This is a genomic window from Parabacteroides sp. KHUB-01, from assembly GCF_056640935.1.
In genome coordinates, this window is record NZ_CM153256.1 from 578,456 (window position 1) to 600,549 (window position 22,094).

The following is a 22,094-nucleotide window of genomic DNA, read 5'->3' on the forward strand; positions in this document are numbered from 1 at the left end:
GCAAAATCATCAGTCAATAAATATTAATACAACAACAATTATTTTATGGAAACACCGGAAATCAATATAGGCATAGTTAAAGGAGAAAGTATCTTTTTCTCTTTCAATGGAGAATATATCCTTGCAGAAACGGGAGCATTAATCACAGGAGAACAAAAGGTTTCCGTAAATAATGGAAAGATTCTTTTCAATGGCAAGTGGCACGACGAGCTGTTCTTCGAACCCACAGGAGATGATGTTTCGTTCGACCTTATGGATGTTACAATCGGTATTGACTTCCATTGGGAACGCAAGGAAAATCAGCGATTCAAAGGAGCTCTTAATCTGATTGTTGATGGAGAGTCTATTGTTGCAATCAATCAAATTGACATAGAAAGTTATCTCAGCAGCGTAATTTCTTCAGAGATGAACTCTGATGCTCCGGGAGAATTCCTTAAAGCTCATGCTGTAATATCAAGAAGCTGGGTTATGTCGCAAATAAGGAAATCATTGCGCAGACATGAAGACAGCAAAGGTGAAGGTCAGGTTGAAACAGAAAACCGAAGAATCAAGTGGTACGACCGCGAAGACCACAAGCTTTTCGATGTCTGTGCAGACGACCATTGCCAGCGCTATCAAGGAATAAGCCGCAAGACAAATCCTCAAATCGAGAAGATAATAGACAAGACATATGGTGAAGTCCTTATGTATGACGGTGAAATCTGCGATGCCCGCTTCTCAAAATGCTGCGGCGGAGCCATTGAGGAATTTGATGCGTGTTGGGAAGATATTTCCGTTCCATATCTTAAATCTGCCGGAGACAATCAATATGATTTGCTTATCGAAGATTTAACAAAGGAAGAAGACGCGGAAAAATGGATTCGCAGTTCTCCAAAGGCTTTCTGCAACACTCACGACAAACAATTGTTGCAGAAAATCCTAAACAACTACGATTGCGAGACTCCGGATTTCTACAGGTGGAAAGTTTCATATTCACAGGAAACACTGAGTAAGCTTATAGAAAAAAGGACAGGAATAGATTTCGGAAATATCATAGACTTGGTTCCCCTCAAACGTGGAAAATCCGGCAGAATCTATGAACTGATGATCAAAGGCAGCAAGCGCAATATGGTTATTGGCAAAGAGTTGGAGATCAGACGTTCTCTTTCCGAATCACATCTCTACAGCTCAGCCTTCGTAGTAGATAAGGTAATGGGCAAAGATGGAATACCTGAAGAATTCACTCTCACCGGAAGCGGATGGGGACACGGCGTCGGACTTTGCCAAATCGGAGCAGCAGTTATGAGCACAGAAGGATATACTTATAAGGAAATCTTGAAACATTATTTTCCCGGCTCTGTTCTGGAAAAAATTTATGAAAAAGAAAAATGAGCAGATATACAATTCTTTTTATAATAGCAGTCTATTTCGGGCTGCTATTATTTATTGCATGGCTAACAGGAAGGAAAAGTAGCAGCAACGATGCTTTCTTTACAGGCAACAGGCAATCACCATGGTACATAGTTTCTATAGGAATGATTGGCACTTCCCTGTCCGGTGTGACTTTCGTTTCTGTTCCCGGCATGGTGAGAAGTATCGACATGACATATATGCAAACCGTATTTGGTTTTTTCGTCGGATACATTATCATTGCGCACATACTTCTTCCACTCTACTATAAGCTTAAACTAACATCAATCTACAGTTATCTGAAAGATAGAATAGGTCATAGAGGCTATAAAACCGGAGCTTCTTTTTTCCTGTTGTCTAAAAGCATAGGTGCAGCTGCAAGGCTTTATCTCGTGGTTCTGATTCTTCAGCATTATGTGTTTGATGCGTTCAATATTCCTTTTGCAGTAACTGTCATATTAAGTATATTGCTTGTCTGGATTTATACCTTCCGCAGTGGCATCAAGACAATTATATGGACAGACACAATACAAGCAATATGCCTTATTGCCATGTTGGTTGTAATCATATGGCAAGTCAAGGACGCTTTGGGCATGAGCTTTGTAGAAATGAGCGCTTCTGTTGCTAACAATCCTCATTTCCGCATTTTCGAATTTAACGACTGGAACAGTTCCCAACATTTCGCCAAACAGTTCTTCAGTGGAATATTCATAACAATAGTAATGACCGGGCTCGATCAGGATATGATGCAAAAGAATCTCTCATGCAGGAATCTGAAAGAGGCGCAAAAGAATATGTACACTTACGGATTTGCCTTCACTCCGGTGAATTTCCTGTTTTTGGTTTTAGGAATACTTCTCCTTATTGTTGCCGAACAGAAACAAATAGCCTTGCCGGAGCTCAGTGATGACATATTACCGATGTTCTGCACTTCTGGAATATTGGGAAACAGCATACTTATTTTCTTCACCATCGGAATTATTGCAGCAGCATTCAGCAGTGCCGACTCGGCATTGACAGCCCTCACCACTTCTTTCTGTATAGATATATTGGATATACAGAACGACAGTGAAAAACAGGCAAAACGCAAACGACTGATGATTCATATTGCAATATCAATAGTTTTTGCCCTCATTATTCTGGTTATAAAAGAAGTGAACAACAGAAGTATTATTGACGCAATATATATGATTGCATCATATACATACGGACCACTGCTCGGAATGTTTATTTTCGGCTTATTTACCAAACGCTTGGTAAAAGACAAGTTTGTTCCGTATATTTGCATCATATCTCCGGTAATCAGCTTTGGCATTAATTATGTTGTTGAAAACACAACAGACTATATTTTCGGATATGAAATATTGATGATAAATGCAGCCATAACATTCTTTGGAATGTGGCTTACTTCAAGCAATAGCCGGGAAACCAGTTCTTCATTAGAAATTAAAAACTAAATTTTCATGGAAATAAAAAGCGCAGAATTCGTTATCAGTAATACTAACGTAAAAAAGTGTCCGGAAGGAAACAAACCTGAATATGCTTTTATCGGACGAAGCAACGTTGGCAAATCATCATTGATAAACATGCTGACAGCAAAAAAAGGTTTGGCTATGACCTCCCAGAAGCCTGGAAAAACCATGCTTATCAACCATTTCATAATAAATGACGAATGGTATCTAGTGGACCTTCCTGGTTATGGCTTTGCACAACGTGGCAAAGAAGGACGTGAAAACATACGCAAGATTATTGAAAGTTACATTCTGATGCGTGAGCAACTTACTTGTCTCTTTGTCTTGCTCGACTGCCGCCATTCTCCTCAAAAAATAGATTTGGAATTTATGGAATGGTTGGGTGAAAACGGTGTTCCGTTTGCTATAATATTTACAAAGACTGACAAAATCAGCAAAGGCAGACTGGCAGAAAACACTGAAGTGTATAAGAAAAAGCTCCTTGAAACTTGGGAAGAATTACCTCCTATCCTCTTCTCTTCATCAGAGAAAAAAGAAGGAAGAGATGATATATTAGATTTCATTGACAATATCAACAAATCAGTAAACGAATAAAAACAAAAAGCCTGGTCAACACCAACCGGTCCGACCAGGCTTTTTTGTATATTAATATGTCCAAATAATTACGGATTATAGATTTCTAATCCAGATGTTACGATAAGCAACAGCAACACCATGATCCTGAAGCAACAAAGGCAATCTGCCATGAGCCTTGTATGTTGGGAATCCAATATACGGAGTATTACCTTTCAGGATATAGTTATTCTGAACCAAAATACCATTCAAAACAACAGTAACCATTGCCGGTGATTCCAATGCGCCATCAGTTGTGAAACGTGGAGCTTTATAATAGATATCATAAACCTGCCATTTTTCAGTTCCAGTAAATGCATTAGCCAAAGGAGCCTGCTGTTTGTAAACACTACCAACCATACCGTTTACATAAGTAGGATTGTCTTCGCCATCCAAAACCTGAACTTCATAAATGCTCTGAAGGAAAATACCACTGTTACCCTTCATCTGCAAAGTATTCTTCGGACCAGCTTTAGGAGTTTTGAATTCAATATGCAACTGGCAGTCACCGAAATATTCTTTTGTCTGAACGTCGCCGCCACCAGGAACGATTACCATTGCGCCGTCTTCAATTTTCCAAGTAGGATCAGTAAACTTACCATCTTTTGGAGTCACCCATTTTGACAAATCTTTTCCGTCAAACAATACGATTGCATCTGATGGTGGATTACCTGGTTTATCACCTGGTTGAACTTTAGGTGGCTGAGGAGTATACCATTCTGTAGCTGCTGGAGAAACATGTCCACCTTGCTGAGCGTTTGCTGCTGTAAAAGCACAAACCAAACTGATTAAAAGAAGAATTTTTTTCATGTTTTTAAATATTAGTTAGCTATAAATTAGGTTTAATTATTTCATCACATAGTATTCTGCCTTGTGTTTTCTTGAACAAATATATTAGTTTTTCAACAAATAACACAAAAAAACCTGCTCAAATTTATTCATCACGGCTTTTTTACATAATGAATAAATCAAAGCAGGTTTAATAAAATATATCTAATAGCCTAATATTCTGAATTTAGAGATATGCAACTTCTTTACCTCTTACATTATCATCAATTTTTCCATCAGAATATGCCAACTGGCCATTTACATATGTTTTCCATACGGAATGGTGGAAAGTATATCCTTCAAACGGCGACCAGCCGCACTTTGTCAATATATTTTCCGGAGCAACTGTCCAATGCTTTTCCGGATCTATCAGAACCAAGTCTGCATAATATCCCGGGCGGATAAATCCTCTCCTGTCAATATTAAATAATATAGCCGGATTATGTGCCATTTTCTCCACAACCTTCTCATATGTGAAAAGTCCGGACTTAGCCATCTTAAGCATAGCAACCAAAGAATGCTGAACCAACGGACCTCCGGATGCAGCCTTCAGGCATGAACCTTCTTTTTCCGAAAGAAGATGTGGCGCATGGTCTGTCGCTACAATATCAATAAGATTATTGTTTACAGCCTCGCGCAAAGCATCACGGTCAGCAGCTGTTTTTATTGACGGATTCCATTTTATTCTGTTGCCGAAACGGGCATAATCACTGTCGTCAAACCAAAGATGATGAACGCAAACTTCACCTGTAATCTTCTTTTCCGACAATGGCAAGGAATTGTCCAGCAAAGTAGTTTCCTTTGCAGTTGACAAATGAAGTATATGCAATCTTGAACCAAGACGAGTAGCCAACTCAACAGCCTCGGAAGATGAAGCATAACAAGCCTCTTCGCTTCTTATTTTGCTATGGAAAGATATATCCAAATCTTCACCATACAAAGAAGTGTAATGAGCGATGTTGCGTTTAATCACTTCCTCTTTCTCGGCATGGATAGCAATCAGCATTCCAGTTTCACCAAACAGGCGTTCCAGAGTTTCCTTATTGTCCACAAGCATATTTCCTGTTGAAGAACCAAGGAACAGCTTCAATCCGGGAACACGGCTTCTGTCCAGCTTCTTTATTTCATCCATATTATCATTCGTTCCACCGAAGAAGAATGAATAATTGGCAACTGAAGTTTCTGCCGCCCTGCGGAATTTCCATTCCAAATTCTCAATTGTAGTTGTCTGAGGTTTTGTGTTCGGCATATCCATAAATGTCGTAACACCTCCGGCAACTGCCGCACGGCTTTCTGTTCCGATATCAGCTTTGTGAGTCAAACCCGGTTCACGGAAATGCACCTGGTCGTCGATACATCCGGGAATAAGCCACTTACCAGTCGCATCAACAACCTCAGCTCCGTCGATATCCGGACAATTGCCCTCGAATATCTCAGCAATCTTATCCCCTTCTATTAAAAGAGAGCCGACATAGCGACGGCCCTCATTTATTATTTCTGCATTTTTAATCAGTGTCTTATGCATAAATCTCTTTTTTATTTCAAACCTCTGTTCTTAAGCAATGGCTCAGTGTTAGGAGTTTTTCCACGGAAATTCTTATACATATCCATAGCATCGTCAATGCAACCCGGCATCAAAACATACTGACGGAATTTCTGAGCAACTTCCTGATTGAAAATATCTCCAGTTTCCTTGAATGCTTCATAAGCATCAGCATCAAGAACTTCTGCCCACATATAGCTATAATAACTAGCTGTATAGCCGCCGCCCATTGTGTGGTTGAAGTATGTTGTACGGTATCTTGACGGAATCTGCTTCAACAAGCCGCGTTTGCCAAGAGTTTCAGACTCAAATTTCACGATATCCAAGTCTGCAGGAATTTCCTTAAGAACGTGATAGTCCATATCAAGATACGAAGCTGCAATATATTCTGTTGTAGCAAAACCCTGACCATATTTATCACTTTCTTCAATTTTCTTCACAAGCTCAGTTGGGATAACTTCACCAGTCTGATAATGTTTAGCATAAACTTTCAAAACTTCAGGTTCAAGAACCCAATGTTCCATAATCTGAGAAGGAAGTTCAACGAAATCACGAGGAACACTTGCAACTCCGGAATAATGAACATTTCTGAAGAAATTATGCAATGCATGTCCAAACTCATGGAACAATGTCTTAGCTTCGTCAACACTCAACAAAGCAGGTTGTCCGGCAGCAGGCTGAGTAAAGTTGCAAACAACAGTTACAATAGGAGCCTGATATTTGCCGTCAACATATGACTGCGGACGATATGAACCGCACCATGCTCCACCGCGCTTGCTTTCACGTGGGAAGAAGTCCATATAAAGCACACCAAGGCTTGAACCATCTTTGTCCTTGCATTCAAATGCCTGTGCATCCGGATGAGGCAATGGAATATCGCTCAAAGCAGTGAAAGTAATTCCATACAATCTGTTAGCTACATAGAAAGCTCCATCACGCACATTTTCAAGTTTAAGATACGGACGGACTTCATTCTCATCGATAGAGAATTTTGCTTTCTTAGCTTTTTCGAAATAATATCTCCAATCCCAGCCTTCAGCAGTGAAGTTATTGCCTTCTTTCTTGATTTCGCCCTGAATGTCAGCCAATTCTTCTTTAGCTTTAGCCAAAGCCGGAGCCCAAACTTCATCCAGAAGATTATATACATTCTGCTCATTCTTAGCCATACGAGTGTCAAGCACGAAAGCAGCATAATCATCACAACCCATCAATTTAGCCTTTTCAAGTCGTGCAGCAATCAATTTCTTCACAACTTCCTTATTGTCGGCATCATTATTGTTGTTTCCACGATTGATATAACCGTTGAAAATCTTCTCACGAAGTTCGCGATTGTCAGCATACTGCAAGAAAGGCATTACGCTAGGATTCTGAAGAGTAAACACCCATTTGCCTTCCATGCCCTCGCTTGCCGCAGTAGCAGCAGCATTGGCAATCAAGCTTTCTGGAAGTCCTGCCAAATCCTCTTTCTTGTCGATTACAAGCTTGAAGTCATTAGTTTCCTTAAGCATATTCTGTCCGAAAGTAAGCTGAAGCATTGAGATTTCATTGTTCAACTCACGCAACTTAGCCTGCTTGTCTTCCGGAAGATTTGCACCGCCACGAACGAAATCCTTATAAGTTTCTTCAAGAAGCTTCATCTGCTCCTTGTCAAGGTTCAGTTCGTTTCTCTTTTCATAAACTTCTTTTACTCTTGCAAAAAGACGAGGATTAAGGCTTATATCATCGCTATGCTTTGACAAAAGCGGAGAAAGCTCACGGCTCAAAGCCTGCATCTCGTCACTTGTATTTGCACTGTTCAAACCATAAAATACAGCGCTTACCTTACGGAGCAATTTTCCGCTCTGGTCCAATGCAGCAATAGTGTTTTCAAAATCAGGAGTTGAACGCTGATTTATAATAGCATCTATTTCCTTTGCCTGTTCTTCCATTCCCTGGATAAAGGCAGGCTTGTAATGTTCCAACTTTATTTTATCGAAAGGAGGAACACCAAAAGGCGTTGTATATTCCGTAAGGAATGGATTCTCGCCAACAACTTCAGCAGATTTCTGTGCGCCGCCACCTCCACATGCCGACAACATAGCAGCCAATCCGGCTGTCAGAAAAATTTTCTTCATAAATTCAAAGTTATTATTGTTTTATTCAAGTTTTGCAAGCCCAACCTTCAGTTAACAAAGTTGACAAGAAAACAACTAACAGCAGTTTGTTCCCTTGCCAACTTGTTCCTGAAGCCTCGTCTTCTTTCAAAAGTATATTTTATTGTTTTTTAGCAGCCTCAACTTCCTCAGCATGCAATGGAAGTTTCTTACCCAAAAGGCGTGCGCCTGTTTCTGTAATCAGATAATCCTCTTCGTTTCTTATACCGCTGAAGTCCTTATATGTCTCAAGCTTGTCGTAGTTCAGGAATTCAGTGAACTTGTTCTGGCCTCTCCACAAATCAATCAATTCAGGAATAAAATAAATACCAGGTTCGATTGTCAGAACAAATCCAGGTTCAAGCTCACGGCCCAATCTCAACGACTTGCGTCCGAACTGAGTGCTCTTCGGCTTTCCGTTATATCCTACATAAACTTCACCCAAATTCTCCATATCGTGAACATCCAAGCCCATCATATGTCCCAAACCACAAGGCATAAACATTGCATGAGCACCGGCTTTTACAGCTTCCATCGGGTCGCCTTTGGCAAAACCAAGGTCCTTCATACCCTGCATAATAACTGCGCAAGACTTTTCATATACATCCACGAAAGGAATACCCGGACGAAGCTCAGCAACTGCAGCCTCGTGAGCAGCCACCTGAATGTCATATACATCACGCTGACGCTGAGTAAACTTGTCGTCTGCAGGAATTGTTGACGACATATCACCGGCATATCCCATTTCAGTTTCTGCACCGGCATCCAGCAAAAGCATATCACCGCTTTTAATCATATTGCTATGGTCGTGATTGTGCAATGTCTGACCGTTAACAGTTGCAATAATAGGGAAAGACAACTGATAATCATGTTTGTATGCAGCCTCAGCAACAGCAGCAGCAACTTCACATTCACGAATGCCCGGACGGACAGTACGCATAGCAGCAAGATGCATATCAGCAGTTACAACACAAGCCTTTTCAATTTCTTCAATTTCTTCGGCAGATTTATAATTTCTCTGATTTACTACGCCATATATGAAAGGAACAGATGGCTGTTCAGCACCAGGAGCCACACCCAACCAGGCAAGAAGCTTGATTTGATGTTCGGCGCGATATGTAGGCAAATAATGAATTGTCTGTCCTTTGCTCTGGGCAGATTTCAAATATGATTCTATTTCTTTATACGGTCTGACTTCTCTTATACCTGCAGCCTCGCTTTTTTCTTTCAAAGTTGGCTGAGTTCCCATCCATACAATAGCATCAATAGTCAACTCATCACCAAAAATGATTTCCTTGTCATTGTCGATATCAATAACGGCAGACAATCCTGCATAAGGAAGTCCAAAGAAATAAAGGAAAGTTGAATCCTGACGGAAATGATATGTATTATCTGCATAGTTCATGCCACTTTCATCATTTCCCAAAAACAACAGCAGTCCTGAACCGACTGTTTTTTTCAATTGAGCCCTGCGGGCAATGTAAGTTTCTTTTGCAAACATAAGATTAGCTATTTTAATACGGCCGGGTGCCGAAACCAAAAATTCCGACACACGGCCTTTATTGTTTTACATGTATCAAAGATACTAAGTTAATCTAAGTTTTGCAAATTAATATTTATCCTTTTGCATGCATCACCAGCAAAGGAGTATTTGTGTGGAACAACATCCTGCGTGCAATGCTCGGACTGAACATTCTGGCAAGAATATTTCTCCTGTATGTGCTCAACGCCAATATATCAATATTCTGATAGCGCACGAATTTCTCTATCGCTAGCAGTAAATCCCCGTCATCAAGCACAGTATATGAAATATTCGCATCCGGATACTGCTTCTTGAAATACTCTTTTGCGCCGGACAGTCTTATCTCATTCCAGTCGTTGCGGCTAGTCGAAATATTGAAAAGATGAATATTTACATCATATCCGGCAAACACTTCCATAAAAGCGTCAAACACCAGCAAATCCCTTTCATTGAAAGAAGTCGCAAAAGCAACATTCTTAACCTTTGCCAAGTCGTTGAAAGGAGTATCCTCAGGAATAGCAAGCACCGGAACCTTATTCAGTTCAATAACTTCACCGGTGACACTACCAATCAAATCAGCATCTTTCTGGTCCGAGCCCCTGGTTCCCATTATGATTATATCAGGTCTGTATTCCTTTCCGTAAGCAATAATCTCTTCTTCAGGCAAGCCTTCACGCAAAACATAATTGAATTCCACCATCGGAAGTTCGCCATCCTCCATCTTCTTGTTCAGCACACTGCAAATTCCTTCCATATCCCTCTGCACCTTGTCGCGCAAATGCTCCGGAGAATCCTCTTCTTTCAAATGATAAGCCGTGGTATCACCTATCGGAGCAGCAGTCGGGAAATATGGAGTGTAATATGCATGCATAATCATCACCTCAGCATTTTTCTTAAATGCATAGTTTATACCAATCTCACAAGCCTTCAACGAATAATCCGAAAAATCAACCGGGATCAGTATTTTACCAATATGAGGATCCTTTGCCACCTTTTCCTCTTTTTCATCCAACCATTTACTGTCTTCAATAATTCTCAAGGCATGAGGAAGGTCTGTTTCCTTTATTCTGATACGGACTCCGGCAGATACAACCGGCTGAATCTGATTCACGTTGTGAATATACACTTCAATACCTTCAGTTTCCAACAGAGTCTTAAGGATTTGAGCTTTCTCGAAAGTATGTATAGCTAATGTTACCAGTTTGTCTTCCATAATCTATCTCCTTTCTTTTCTTATGTAATTATTATACAATTATCAGCCCTTTATTATTAAACAGTTTTGCCTGAAAAATAGTTCGGGAATTGAATAAAAAAGATGGAATATAATCTATTTGTCAATCTTCTTCTTCCGCCAATATCTCCATTGCCCTGTCATATATTGTTGTGTCGTCCAGAACAACAATTCCTCCATCAGGACCTGGTTCAATATGCAGCCCGCAACTTTGCCCGTCTTTGAAATTCTGAGCTCCAAAATAGTTTCTTACTGTCTCCACGGATATTCCCAACTCATCAGCTATTCGGTGCGTTGTCCCATCAGGCAAACTGTCTTTTAGTTTTCTCAATTCATTAAACGAAATTACTTTCGGCATTTATCAATCTTTTTTATTTGTTAAACTTATATCTTTTTCTTCGACTAACATAGTTATTTATTTTGGTTGGTGCAAATTTATGGGGGGATAATGTGGGAAATCTTTATTATGGGGGATTTTATGGGGAGGAAAGGATGATATGAAAATCCGCCTCTGCAAAGCCAAATACAAAGATGTTGTCACTCCTGTCGAAATCAGAAAAATGGAGAGTACAAGGATTAATATGTGCAGTAATATTATTGAGAAGTTTAGGAGGTTGGTTGAGATGGCTCAATAAAAGAAATCGAACATACAAATCTCAAATATCTTATTCAACATTCATCATCTGATAAGGTATTTTCAATCCCGTGAGATAGTTCGATATTTTATAGAAAGTATCGAACACGTCCGAGGTTTTCCAAGCCTCTCCTTTCTCTCCATATTCATGGCTAAAAAATCCGGGCAGAGCTTTAAGTGATGAACCGGTCACATCCATCAGTCTCTCAATTCCCGCACGCTCAATTATTATCATTTTCCTTAAACAGGATAATAAATCCTCCGGATTATCATATTTCTCTAATACTAATTCAAAAACAAGATTCCTTTCTTCATCAAAACCTACTCTCAACGCAGCCCATGGATCCAGATCATCGTGCATATATATTATACTTTCCTCAAAAACAAGTTGTTTGTTCATAATCTTTATTTAAGTTTTTGTTTGGGTTCTAATAATAAGTATTTTCCTTTAAAAACCACACAAATAATAAGTTAATCTTGATTAAGATATAAGGTTATTATTTGTCGGAAATTCTATTCCTTAACCTTAATAAAATTCACTTCATTAAATGTCTTAAATTGCACCATCCTGTTATTCGTAAGTGTTCGTAGTTGCCAAAACAAATCATCATAGGCGGCTTCATCATAATAGAAGAAATCAAACTTTTTGCGTTCACAGCCTTTGGTGCTTTGTTCACGGAAGAAGTCGAAATAAATATACAAATAGAAAATAAAAACATTATTTTAATTTGTCTATATATAACCATTTCCGATATTTTCCAGTCATAAAACAACTCTTAACTTTCTATTTATCTAAGCATTACTTATAAACAGTTGTTTTTACCTTACAAAATTAAGGATAATACAACCTAAGCAGTTTACCGTCTATGACCCTGTTACGTTGTTTTTACCTTACAAAATTAAGGATAATACAACATCATTATCAAAATGGCAAATAATAAGAATGTTGTTTTTACCTTACAAAATTAAGGATAATACAACTCTATTGCCCGAGTAATGAAAATGCACCTGAGTTGTTTTTACCTTACAAAATTAAGGATAATACAACATGCAAGAAATTATGTATCTCAAAGAATATGTTGTTTTTACTTTATAAAACAAACAAAACATCTCCATTACAAACACTCCATAATATGTTCCAAATTCTTACTAAATAAATTATAAACCTTTTCAGCAATCATTATTTCTACATTATTGATACAAACTTTTTTATATTCATTATGTAAAAACATATTCCTTGCATTATTGATAAAATTACTATTAAAATTATTATTAGAAACACGATGAACAATTATATCTATCAACTCAGAAAATGGATAATAACCTTTGTTCGGAGAATCCGAAATAAGTCCTTTTTCCAAAAGTTTCTTTTCAAGTTCATGACATAACTTTACAGCCTGAACCCTACATTTGTCAAAACATTCCTCTTCATTAATATATGACTTATAATCTATAATTTGCCTGTTCCCTTCAAACAACTTATCATAAGATATAAATCTTATATCTTTTTTCAGACGAAGCATTTTTCCAAAATTCTTGACAGGAATATCAGTGTCAGAAAATAAGGTTATATTATTCATTTTAATCTCAAAGCGTACAGGTTGGTCAAATTTCTTATTAACATCTTTCAATGTCATAGAAAAACTTGTTGAAACTTTTTCTTTTCTTCCTTGATTATCACCAAACAAAGTTTCGTTCCAAAGCCTTTTTGCTACCATAAATAAAAGGATGTCCTGAACCTGATATTGGCGTATGATGGACTCATTATTACAAACCTGATTATACGACTTGCGTAACAAATATTCTTCTTTTTCCAATATATCATTTGCTCTTGAGACTTCTATATTTTCAGGCTTCTTCTCTTTCAATCGTTCAGCTCGTTCTTCCAATGTCAAATAACGATTTTCATCGAGAAATACATATTTTCTAGGTTGTTTATAAAATTCCTGAATCTCATCTTCATTTATTATTTCATGAAACTTCAATATCTGATAAGCCACATTCCATGAACGATTGTCAGCTCCTTGATTCTTTAGATATGTTCCAAGTTTCGTCTTCTGTAAACAGCTTTTAATCGCTTCATTAAATATTCCACGAGGCAAAAAAATAGGTTGACCTTCTTTTTCTCTTTCTGCTGCAGAACTTTTTCCCTGCTGCAATTTCCTTAAAGGATGACATGCTATGTTTATACGTCCTTTATGAAGTTTCAGTTTTATTCTTTCAAAATAATTCAAACGCTCACGCATATAAGCCAAATAGAAGTCAAACAATGATGCCATTGTATTAACTTTGATCTGGCTGAGAAAAGGATGCGGATTCTTGCCACCGATTAAAAACGCTCTTTTAAAAACATCTTCCAGTTCATTTCTCCTGAAAAAAGCCAAAGATGTTTGCAAAGCTCTGAAATTTGCTCCAGTCACTTTATCTTTACTGTCTTTAGCCGGTTGAAGCCACAACATATCATGGGCCAGAATATCAGCTTTCTCACCAATCTTAAAACTCTTTTTGTTGTCACGTTGTTTTTCGGCTTCATTTAATTTTGTTTTAGTCCATATTATAGCTTTTTCTACACGTCGAATCATCAACACAGATACATCTTCAGCCTGTTTTGTTTTTTCTTCTTTGGATTTTAACAGGGCTTCACGCAATATTTCATCTACTGATTTGTCACATTTGTTGGCAAACCTACTATCCGAACGCAGATACGCGTAAAACAATAATGCAGATAAATCATACTTGCTCATCCAAAAATGAGGAACAACATTTTTTGACCCTTTATTTTCCAATTTTGGTAAACCAGATTCTGTTTCACTCAGAAGCCTTATTCCGACATTGTTATTATTAACAACATAATGCGGATAAGCTTTAATCACATGTGGCTGGAATTCATCAGGTAACATATAACTTGTTTCTGTGGAATCCTTAACCTTGATATTATATTGATTTGCCACAACAGACGATAAATCTCTATAAATATCCTTGCAACAACCATACATTTTTTCTGACAAATAACGTTCCTGCTCTGTTTCATCAATACGCACCTTCATATAAGCTTTATGGACATAATTTCCCAAATACGTATAAAATCCTATTCGCTTGAAGTCATCCAAACGATCCAAATATGTCAGTGCTAATTGCTCAAATCGGTTTCTTCCTCTTTTACAATAAGCCTCATAAGATGTATCTTCATCAATATCTATATTCAGCTTATCCTTATATTGATTAATATAAGTTTCGTGTAAAGTTTTATATAATTCATTTGGGATCTTACAAATTTCACCTAATAAATCCATAATAAATGCAGTGTCGCTATATTTCTCAGCTTTTAATCTTTCCACTGGCTTTATATTGGAATGCGCCAAAAAAGTTTCCAAGGTTAACCTATAAGAAAATGTTCCGCCATTCTTAAACCCTTTTAATTGTTTAAGCATCAAATAACCGTACTTCCTATTAAGGAATAAAGACGTAAAAAAAGCAACACCTTTTTCTGTAAGCTGATTATTCTTCTCCAATAAATACATAAAATGATCAGCTTCTGTTTTTCTGACAGCATTTTTACCATTCATCTTATAACGCCTTAAATGTGATACTGCACATTCGTTGGCAGAAAAACGCTCTTTTACCAATTTAATGCTTGCATCATAAATTTGAAGTAAAGCCTTAAGTATTGAAATCTGATATATTATACCTTCCTTTTTATATATTATAGGACTATAAACAACCGCGTTATGAATATAATGAGTATAGCTATCACGCAAATCCTTCAGATTTTTTGCGAAAGCACATAATACATCTTTATAAAATGTCTTTAATTCCTGTAATTCAGATTCTTCAAATCCATTAGCAAATTTCAACGCTTCCAACCACGGGAAATAAAATTCCACTATCTTTTCTGTCTCCGGAACCCTATTTGAATTATTGAATATACGGGATATATATGTTTCCACTTGATCTAAATTCTGGTCATTTCCTTTGGGTGTTTTCAGCTTTTTCGCCAACAAATGAATAGTATTAATAAAATTATCATTTGCCATATTCAAATAACTGCCGAATATATATTTATTATCCATGGTCTATCTCTTTAAATATTTACTAAACAATATATTATAAGCTTCACTCATTCTTAATATTCAAAAGTAACAAAAGAATAATGTTTAAGCAAACATAAAATAATTGTATTTGATTTTGGTTATTAGAAACAACTCATAACTTGCTTTTTCTCTTAGTTTTATCAATAGTCTGTTGTTTTTACCTTACAAAATTAAGGGATTTACAACAATATCTTGACTTACTTAAGAGTAAGGAAGGTTGTTTTTACCTTACAAAATTAAGGGATTTACAACCAGAAAAGGAAAAGACTTAGCCCACACGGTGTTGTTTTTACCTTACAAAATTAAGGGATTTACAACACGGAAAAATTGTTGGTCCCTTTAGTTTGGTTGTTTTTACCTTACATAATTAATTGGGGTACAACCAATATTTTTATAGGATTACATTCAAAGTGTTACTTTTTTGTTTGCTTCGTTTTGTTACTAAAGTTTTTCACAATAATATAGTTATAAATTCATTGTTAAACTATTAAAATCAACATACCAAAAGATTATTTACAGATTTTATCTATCCATTTTTAGGTATCATTGAAATAACATCTGGCATATTACGAACTACATCCCATTTTGCAATTTGTATCATTTTCTGTTTTCTGTCTGAGCTATAAAATGTTAAGTCTTCACGTTGACGAATTAGTTTTTCCAAGCTACCTGTTCCCGCTGACGAGAAAAGAAAAGCCTTTTCAGGGTTACAGATTCTTTTGCACATATGGAAATATCTCTTTATATGTTATAGCATTCATATTTCCTATTACAAGGAATTTTTTTCTATAATTAAACAACAAAGAAATAAACTGCCTAAATAAAGAAAAAGGCGGATTTGTAACAACAATATCCGATTCATTCAAAAAATTAATACATTCTTCGCTTGCAAAATTTCCATCTCCTTTCAACTTGTTAACATTTAGAACATTAATTATTTCTTTGTAATTTTTATTTGCGAGTAGTTCTTCCTCAATCTTATCAACTTGAAGAACATAGCCTCTATTATCTATGCTTGATTCTAAACATGAACGTTTTGAATTTCCATAAGATGTACAAATCAATTTTTTCAAATTGAATCTATTAAAATTGTATATAAAAAATCTACAGAAATCAGATTCAAATGGATCATCACAATTACATAATACGATCTTGTCTAAAAATTGGGATTGATAATTAATTAATTCTTTTTCAATTATCTCTAATGGAGTATAAAACTCATCATTTTTGGTATTCTTTGCTGATTGTAAGTATGTATTAGTATTACTTTGCATTATAAATTGAGGATAAATTTCATTTTACAAATATACAATTTTCATCAAAATATACTTTATACTAAGAGTATCTTGTTTTCATTTCGAAGAAATAATGTCTTTTAATCAATAAATTAATTCTTTACTAATCAAAGAGCCGCCACAAAGCGGCTCTTTTAACATTTTTCTAAGCCCTCATCTCCCCCCACTTATCAAACTCCTGCATCAGCAGCCATGCCATAGCCTGGGATTTTATGATATACTGGCAAGCATGTTCCGGGATATTAAAACCTCCGGTCGGTTTGAAATCTTTGAAACGCTCCATGGCTTCCAGTTTCTGCTCACGGGTATGATGGATAATTCCACGGTCCTGCAATGTCTTGTAAATATATGGCGGGCGGAGCATTTCCAGACTTTCTCCGTTTTTGTAGCGGCGGAAGGCTTCACGAACGTATTGCATATCCCGGTCGGCGGAAGAAAGGCTGTTGTCGGCGGAAAGGGCTTTTTGCTGTTGTTCTTCCTGAATCTTTTTGCGCACCTGTTGGCGAATATCGCTTGTCTTGTACTTTTCAAGCCAGGTTGTGAATGTCCAAAGATTTATTCCGTTAAAGCGGCCTAAGCGTCCTTTTGCTCCGTTTTCAAAGCAATATTCAATTTCCTTGCATGTCAGATAAGAATAACATTGAAAAAGGTCTGATACGAGTTTTGCGGAAATTACACCAACCGCCTTTTCTTCATAAGTCTGATAACCGACCATAAAATAGCATTGCACTATCTGGGACGATACAAACTCGGTCAACTCTTTCTGGCTCATATCTTTTATCTTTCTATCATGCATTGCTTTATAAAGCATCATTTCTTCATAACTGTTTTCCATACTACAATCCTCCTCCATCTAATAATCGTTGGGCAATAACACTCGCTTTTTGAGCACATTCCATAGCCTCGTCAACCTTCGATTTCTTTTCTTCACGAATCTTACGGGGCTTTGAATTTTGCTGTTCCAATATCTCCGGAACTGACTGGAATTTCAGGTATCTCCACCAGTTTATCAGACGGCGTTTATAGTCGTTGATGTTAAGCATCGAACCTGTTTCGCCGATTGACACTATGTGCTGTTCAAAATAGTCCATAATTTCTGGCAGCAGTCTTAACACCGGAGATCCTTTCCCGCTGCTTCTGACAACGCTGCTCAGCCATTCTTCGTCTTTCATAAGCTCGGCATTCCATTTCTTGCAGTTTTCGCTGAATGAGTTTGGCTTTTTAATTTCTTCCTCTAAAACTATAACTCCATTTGCTTCTCGCGCGCACGCGCACGCGGATGATGAAGAAGAATATAAATTTTTTACTTTACTTTCTTTTACTATACTTTCCTTTCCTTTACTTTCCTTTACTTTACTTTGTTTGGAAATGTCAACATTTTCACCCGTTGAATCAACTGAAATGTTACATTTTTCATCATTCAACGGAGATGATTGTTGCATTTTTGAGGCGTTTTTTGATTCAGAAAAACGCTTTGGAATTGGCACCAAAAGATATTCAACATTCTCACATACAAAGTTTTTACGGCGTGATATGATTTCAAAGAAACGCTCCTGTATTCCTTTTGATGTTAAGATTTGGTGCTCTAAAAAGAGCTTTTTGTTAAAGAAATTAAACTCAACCAGAAAGTCGATTATCTGCTGCACCTTTTTACTGTTAAAACGTGAGTGCAACGAATATGTAAACACCTTGCAAATTGTTTCATTCCATCGCATATAATAACCATTCGTATATATTTTGCACAATAGTTTTATATACACTCCGGATGCTTCAAAACCAAAATTTGCCATTAGCATTTCGATTTTTTCATTTTCGAAAAATTGTGTGTCCAGTGGGAAATACGATAATTTATTTATTTCTGTAGCCATAATTTTTTAGTTTATTAGTTAGCAATTTATCAAGGCTGAAAGCCTTCTTATAGCCCAGGGTGTAAGCCCTGGGTCTAACATGAAGTCGAGAGACGGAGCGCTGAAAGTGCGACACCAAAATCCAATTGTTTCGCTCCTTCAGAGCTTGTTTTTGGATGGCGGCTAGTGACCCAGGGCTCACGCCCTGGGCTATGCTAAAGGCTTTCAGCCTTATATCCCTTGTCTCTGTAGCCTTCTCCATTTTGGTGGATTTGCAATCCACATTGATTGGAACGGGATTACAAATCCCGAACAGCATAAACATTGGATTACAAATCCAATGCAACGGATAGCCTCAAATCCTCGTCAACTCGTTTACTTGTCAACTTGTCTCCTCATATTTATTGCCCTCACAATCAACCTCCCCGTCCTCATAGTCAACAACTCCGACGGCAAAACCCGGATAAGCAACCAACCACAGGCGGCTGCTTCATTGTATTTTTCCATATCACGTAGGAATCCTTCGGGGCGGAAATGGCGACCGCCATTATATAGACCGCCTTCAACCTCGACGGCAACTTTTGCTTCGATGACTGCAAAATCAAAGCTCCAGTCGCGCGTGGGATGGAAACGGTGCTCCGCAACGACATGAAAACCAGTGTTGCGGAACACCATATCGTCAAGCGGCGAATAGCTCATTGTAATCTATCAGGAATTGCTCAGCTTCATACTGAGAGTCAAACATTTTAACCTCATACGTGTTCATCCGGTTATCGAATGCTATCCAGGCATTGTTGGCTTCTTCATAGAAATATCCGTAATCGTGGTTATGGTTGAAACTGTAAGCACGGCTAAGATGTTCACCAACATTCAGCTCATTGTACTTTTTCTTTGCCTCATTGTCGAAAAGGCAGGAGTTCATAAACTCCCGCACTTTGTCTGCATTAATCATGTATTTTTTCATAATCATGCTACTTTTTTAGGTTCTACATTGGTGTTTTCTATTGTCAGGAACTTGTCCAGTCCGTAACGCTTGCCTTTCGTGATATACAATAACGCTTCACGTTCGCAGAGTGACATATCTTCAAGAAGGCGGTCTATCCATGCATATTCATCTTTGCCCAAATGTAAACGCACCGATATATTGCTTGTTGACTCGTAATTCACTGAAAGATGGGCATATATAGTCAGCAACTCACTATTTCCCGACGGCTGGCGATAATATCCGTCAACAACAAGATTGTGATAACTTGTTCCCGTGATTTTTTCAATATGGAATGCAAGGTTTTGCATTGCCAGCGCAAATTCTTCGTGAATCGGCGCCTCGTTGAAATAAACTGTGCGATAAGTATCGTCGTTTTTTTCATCAAAAATTTCCATTTCTACTTTTAAGTAGTTACTTTTGATTGATATTTGAAAAATCCTTTTTTCAGATGTCATAATATTATTGTTTTTAAATATTTATAAATTTCAACGGGTTAACCTAAGACGTGAGTCTTGGGTTAACTTTTTTTGTCTCTGTCTCTGTTCCAACGGATTTGCAAACCGTTGGTTATTCTTGGTGGATTTGCAATCCACATTGATTGGAACGGGATTAAAAATCCCGAATAGCATACACATTGGATTACAAATCCAATGGAACGGACTACTTAATTTCTCCATAATCACGCCGCTTTAGGTTCTTCCTTATATTCCACGCATGGAGAATCAATTCTAACACCTTTCCTAGCCTGTTGTTTCGCAAACATCAGCATCGGGTGCATTATGCGGCGAAGGTCTGCATCGGGCAATCCCTTACCGACATTTTCCCACCAGAATTTGAACAGCTCAACATAGCCTTCGTTAGTCAAGGCTTCAGGAACAAGCTCCATCTGCACTGCTTTGAGCTGCAATGAGGCAAGTCCGGCAGAACGGCGTTCGGCTGCACGGTTGTAGGCTTCGGCCTTTTTCTTTTCGTCCGTGATTTTTCCGATTCGTTTCTGCGACATCTCATAGTTTTTCTGCAATCTTGCTGCTTCCGCACGTGCTTGTTCGGCTACAGACTTAAGGTATTGCTTCAGCAACTGATTACAATTATAAGCCGGTGATTCTGACTTTTTCGGATCAATAGCATTTTCAAGCGAAACAAGCTGCTTTTGCAGTTTTGTCAAAGCATCAGTTATCGGTCGGCGATTTTCGTGCATCAAACGCACTGCACCTGAGCATTCAATAATGTAATTACGGATTTCATCGGCAAGGTTTTCATTAACACCAGAGGCTTCAGCCTGTTTCAACAGCTCTTCTCCCGTATTTTTCACATTGATACTTTTCCCAGCATTTTCTGCTAAAACGGTTTCACATGATTGGATTTCCAATCTTAGATTTAATGATTTGTTTTTTCTCATGTAATATATTTTAAGGTGTTGGCAACAAGAATATTCCCGTTGTCTTACAGTAACAAATATAACAATTTATTTTTAAACAATAAAACATTTATAGCACTAATTATCAATTATTTTGATTTATATCATTTAATTTTTTTAGTTTAAAATATATGTATAATTTGGTGCACTGTGGGATACTGTTGCCTTATTTGTAGAATATTGGCGATATAGTAAGAATTCGTCGTTTGGCGAAAGGAATCATTTTACCCACGAATATAATTCATATTTCCTTTCGGAAGAAAATCAATTTACTCCCGAAGGTAAATCAATTTACTTCCGAACGTATTTTAATTTTCTTCCGAACGTAAATTCACACCCAACATAATAATGAAACATTTGCAAGACATATACGGATACTGGGACACAGAAGCGGACAGCAGGGCTATGAAAGCAACGTATATTTACCAATCATACCAACGTAAAATATATAATGTAAATGAAAAGAATCCTATTATCAATTTTGATTCCTGTATGCTATGCCTGTGGAAGCAGTAGAAAAACGGAAAACGCCATGTCCGCCAGCAGAAATATGTTTTCAACAGAAACGCTGAAGGCTACTACGGTGAGCATACCTGCAAAAAAGGCGTTTCTCTCCATTCCGCTAACCGATGGGAAAATAACTAAACCGCCTGCCGGAGCATCATACCAGGCACGAAACGCGCACAACACAGTAAAGGCAACCATCGAAAATGACACGTTATTTATTGAATCCGTTTGCGACAGTATTCAATCAACGTATTACGGCTATGAAAGGATATCAGGCGAAAATGAAAACAGCGAAATACGGCAAAACAAGGAAACGGAAACCGGAAAAGACAGCAGCCTACGAACCATTTTAATTATAATTTCTGCTGCAATCGTCCTGTTATGCGTATACAGAAAACAATAGGCGAATGTAGATGCACGCTGGCGGACAATAGCGGACAGTGCAAGGTATGGGCGGTTGTAACTTTGTAATATCAAGGCTGAAAGCCTTGGGTTATAGCCCTGGGTGTAAGCCCTGGGTGTAAGCCCTGGGTCAGGTAGATTTCCCCCACCACCAATATAGCCCTGAAGGGGCGACACAATGTCCGGT

19 protein-coding genes are annotated in these 22,094 nt (G+C 37.7%); 4 read left to right on the forward strand and 15 right to left on the reverse strand.

Annotated features, from left to right (window positions below; translation table 11 throughout):
* The first annotated feature begins 45 nt into the window (after positions 1 to 45).
* Genes ACYIAR_RS02785 through yihA form a run of 3 tightly spaced genes read left to right on the forward strand, consistent with a single transcriptional unit; the run spans position 46 to position 3,455 of the window.
* Entirely contained in the window at positions 46 to 1,371 is a 1,326-nt protein-coding gene (locus ACYIAR_RS02785) for a SpoIID/LytB domain-containing protein (protein WP_480332009.1), read from the forward strand.
* Complete coding sequence (locus tag ACYIAR_RS02790; protein ID WP_480332011.1) at positions 1,368 to 2,846, forward strand: sodium:solute symporter; 1,479 nt, start codon at positions 1,368 to 1,370, stop codon at positions 2,844 to 2,846. Before ACYIAR_RS02785 ends, ACYIAR_RS02790 begins: the two co-directional genes overlap by 4 nt.
* A 6-nt stretch (positions 2,847 to 2,852) precedes the next feature.
* Entirely contained in the window at positions 2,853 to 3,455 is a 603-nt protein-coding gene (yihA, locus tag ACYIAR_RS02795) for a ribosome biogenesis GTP-binding protein YihA/YsxC (RefSeq protein ID WP_480332013.1), read from the forward strand.
* Between the two features lie 75 nt (positions 3,456 to 3,530).
* Here the strand turns inward: yihA and ACYIAR_RS02800 are convergent, their stop codons facing one another.
* The 15 genes from ACYIAR_RS02800 to ACYIAR_RS02870 form a co-directional block, all read right to left on the reverse strand.
* A complete protein-coding gene (locus tag ACYIAR_RS02800) occupies positions 3,531 to 4,283 on the reverse strand; it encodes a 3-keto-disaccharide hydrolase (protein WP_480332015.1) in 753 nt (250 codons plus the stop codon).
* A 205-nt stretch (positions 4,284 to 4,488) separates the two neighbouring features.
* Positions 4,489 to 5,826, reverse strand: a complete 1,338-nt coding sequence (locus tag ACYIAR_RS02805) for a dihydroorotase (RefSeq protein WP_480332017.1) — start codon at positions 5,824 to 5,826, stop codon at positions 4,489 to 4,491.
* An 11-nt stretch (positions 5,827 to 5,837) separates the two neighbouring features.
* Positions 5,838 to 7,958 (reverse strand): M3 family metallopeptidase, encoded by a 2,121-nt coding sequence (locus tag ACYIAR_RS02810; protein WP_480332020.1) that lies wholly within the window; start codon positions 7,956 to 7,958, stop codon positions 5,838 to 5,840.
* 139 nt (positions 7,959 to 8,097) lie between these two features.
* Positions 8,098 to 9,477, reverse strand: coding sequence for an aminopeptidase P family protein (locus tag ACYIAR_RS02815; protein ID WP_480332022.1), 1,380 nt, complete (start codon positions 9,475 to 9,477; stop codon positions 8,098 to 8,100).
* Between the two features lie 115 nt (positions 9,478 to 9,592).
* Complete coding sequence (locus ACYIAR_RS02820; protein WP_480332024.1) at positions 9,593 to 10,711, reverse strand: universal stress protein; 1,119 nt, start codon at positions 10,709 to 10,711, stop codon at positions 9,593 to 9,595.
* Between the two features lie 121 nt (positions 10,712 to 10,832).
* Positions 10,833 to 11,087, reverse strand: a complete 255-nt coding sequence (locus ACYIAR_RS02825; protein WP_480332026.1) for a DNA-binding protein — start codon at positions 11,085 to 11,087, stop codon at positions 10,833 to 10,835.
* Positions 11,088 to 11,394: 307 nt separating this feature from the next.
* A complete protein-coding gene (locus ACYIAR_RS02830) occupies positions 11,395 to 11,763 on the reverse strand; it encodes a hypothetical protein (RefSeq protein ID WP_480332028.1) in 369 nt (122 codons plus the stop codon).
* Between the two features lie 715 nt (positions 11,764 to 12,478).
* On the reverse strand, positions 12,479 to 15,433 hold the full coding sequence (gene cas13b, locus ACYIAR_RS02835; RefSeq protein WP_480332030.1) for a type VI-B CRISPR-associated RNA-guided ribonuclease Cas13b: 2,955 nt from the start codon (positions 15,431 to 15,433) through the stop codon (positions 12,479 to 12,481).
* A 728-nt stretch (positions 15,434 to 16,161) separates the two neighbouring features.
* Positions 16,162 to 16,728 carry an adenine-specific methyltransferase EcoRI family protein gene (locus ACYIAR_RS02840; protein ID WP_480332032.1) on the reverse strand — a complete coding sequence of 189 codons (567 nt, stop codon included), beginning with the start codon at positions 16,726 to 16,728 and terminating at the stop codon, positions 16,162 to 16,164.
* 166 nt (positions 16,729 to 16,894) lie between these two features.
* Positions 16,895 to 17,584, reverse strand: a complete 690-nt coding sequence (locus ACYIAR_RS02845; protein ID WP_480332034.1) for a hypothetical protein — start codon at positions 17,582 to 17,584, stop codon at positions 16,895 to 16,897.
* A 1-nt stretch (position 17,585) separates the two neighbouring features.
* Positions 17,586 to 18,617, reverse strand: coding sequence for a DUF4373 domain-containing protein (locus tag ACYIAR_RS02850; protein WP_480332036.1), 1,032 nt, complete (start codon positions 18,615 to 18,617; stop codon positions 17,586 to 17,588).
* 354 nt (positions 18,618 to 18,971) lie between these two features.
* Positions 18,972 to 19,295 carry a hypothetical protein gene (locus ACYIAR_RS02855; RefSeq protein ID WP_480331485.1) on the reverse strand — a complete coding sequence of 108 codons (324 nt, stop codon included), beginning with the start codon at positions 19,293 to 19,295 and terminating at the stop codon, positions 18,972 to 18,974.
* The gene (locus ACYIAR_RS02860) at positions 19,276 to 19,560 is read right to left on the reverse strand and encodes a hypothetical protein (protein ID WP_480331483.1); all 285 of its coding nucleotides are present in this window, start codon (positions 19,558 to 19,560) and stop codon (positions 19,276 to 19,278) included. The genes ACYIAR_RS02855 and ACYIAR_RS02860 overlap by 20 nt, the downstream gene beginning before the upstream one ends.
* A gap of 2 nt (positions 19,561 to 19,562) precedes the next feature.
* Positions 19,563 to 19,976 (reverse strand): hypothetical protein, encoded by a 414-nt coding sequence (locus ACYIAR_RS02865; RefSeq protein WP_480331481.1) that lies wholly within the window; start codon positions 19,974 to 19,976, stop codon positions 19,563 to 19,565.
* A gap of 284 nt (positions 19,977 to 20,260) precedes the next feature.
* Positions 20,261 to 20,980, reverse strand: coding sequence for a hypothetical protein (locus tag ACYIAR_RS02870; RefSeq protein ID WP_480331479.1), 720 nt, complete (start codon positions 20,978 to 20,980; stop codon positions 20,261 to 20,263).
* A 475-nt stretch (positions 20,981 to 21,455) separates the two neighbouring features.
* Here ACYIAR_RS02870 and ACYIAR_RS02875 point away from each other — a divergent pair, with 475 nt between their 5' ends.
* Positions 21,456 to 21,908, forward strand: coding sequence for a hypothetical protein (locus ACYIAR_RS02875; RefSeq protein ID WP_480332038.1), 453 nt, complete (start codon positions 21,456 to 21,458; stop codon positions 21,906 to 21,908).
* Positions 21,909 to 22,094 lie beyond the last annotated feature (186 nt).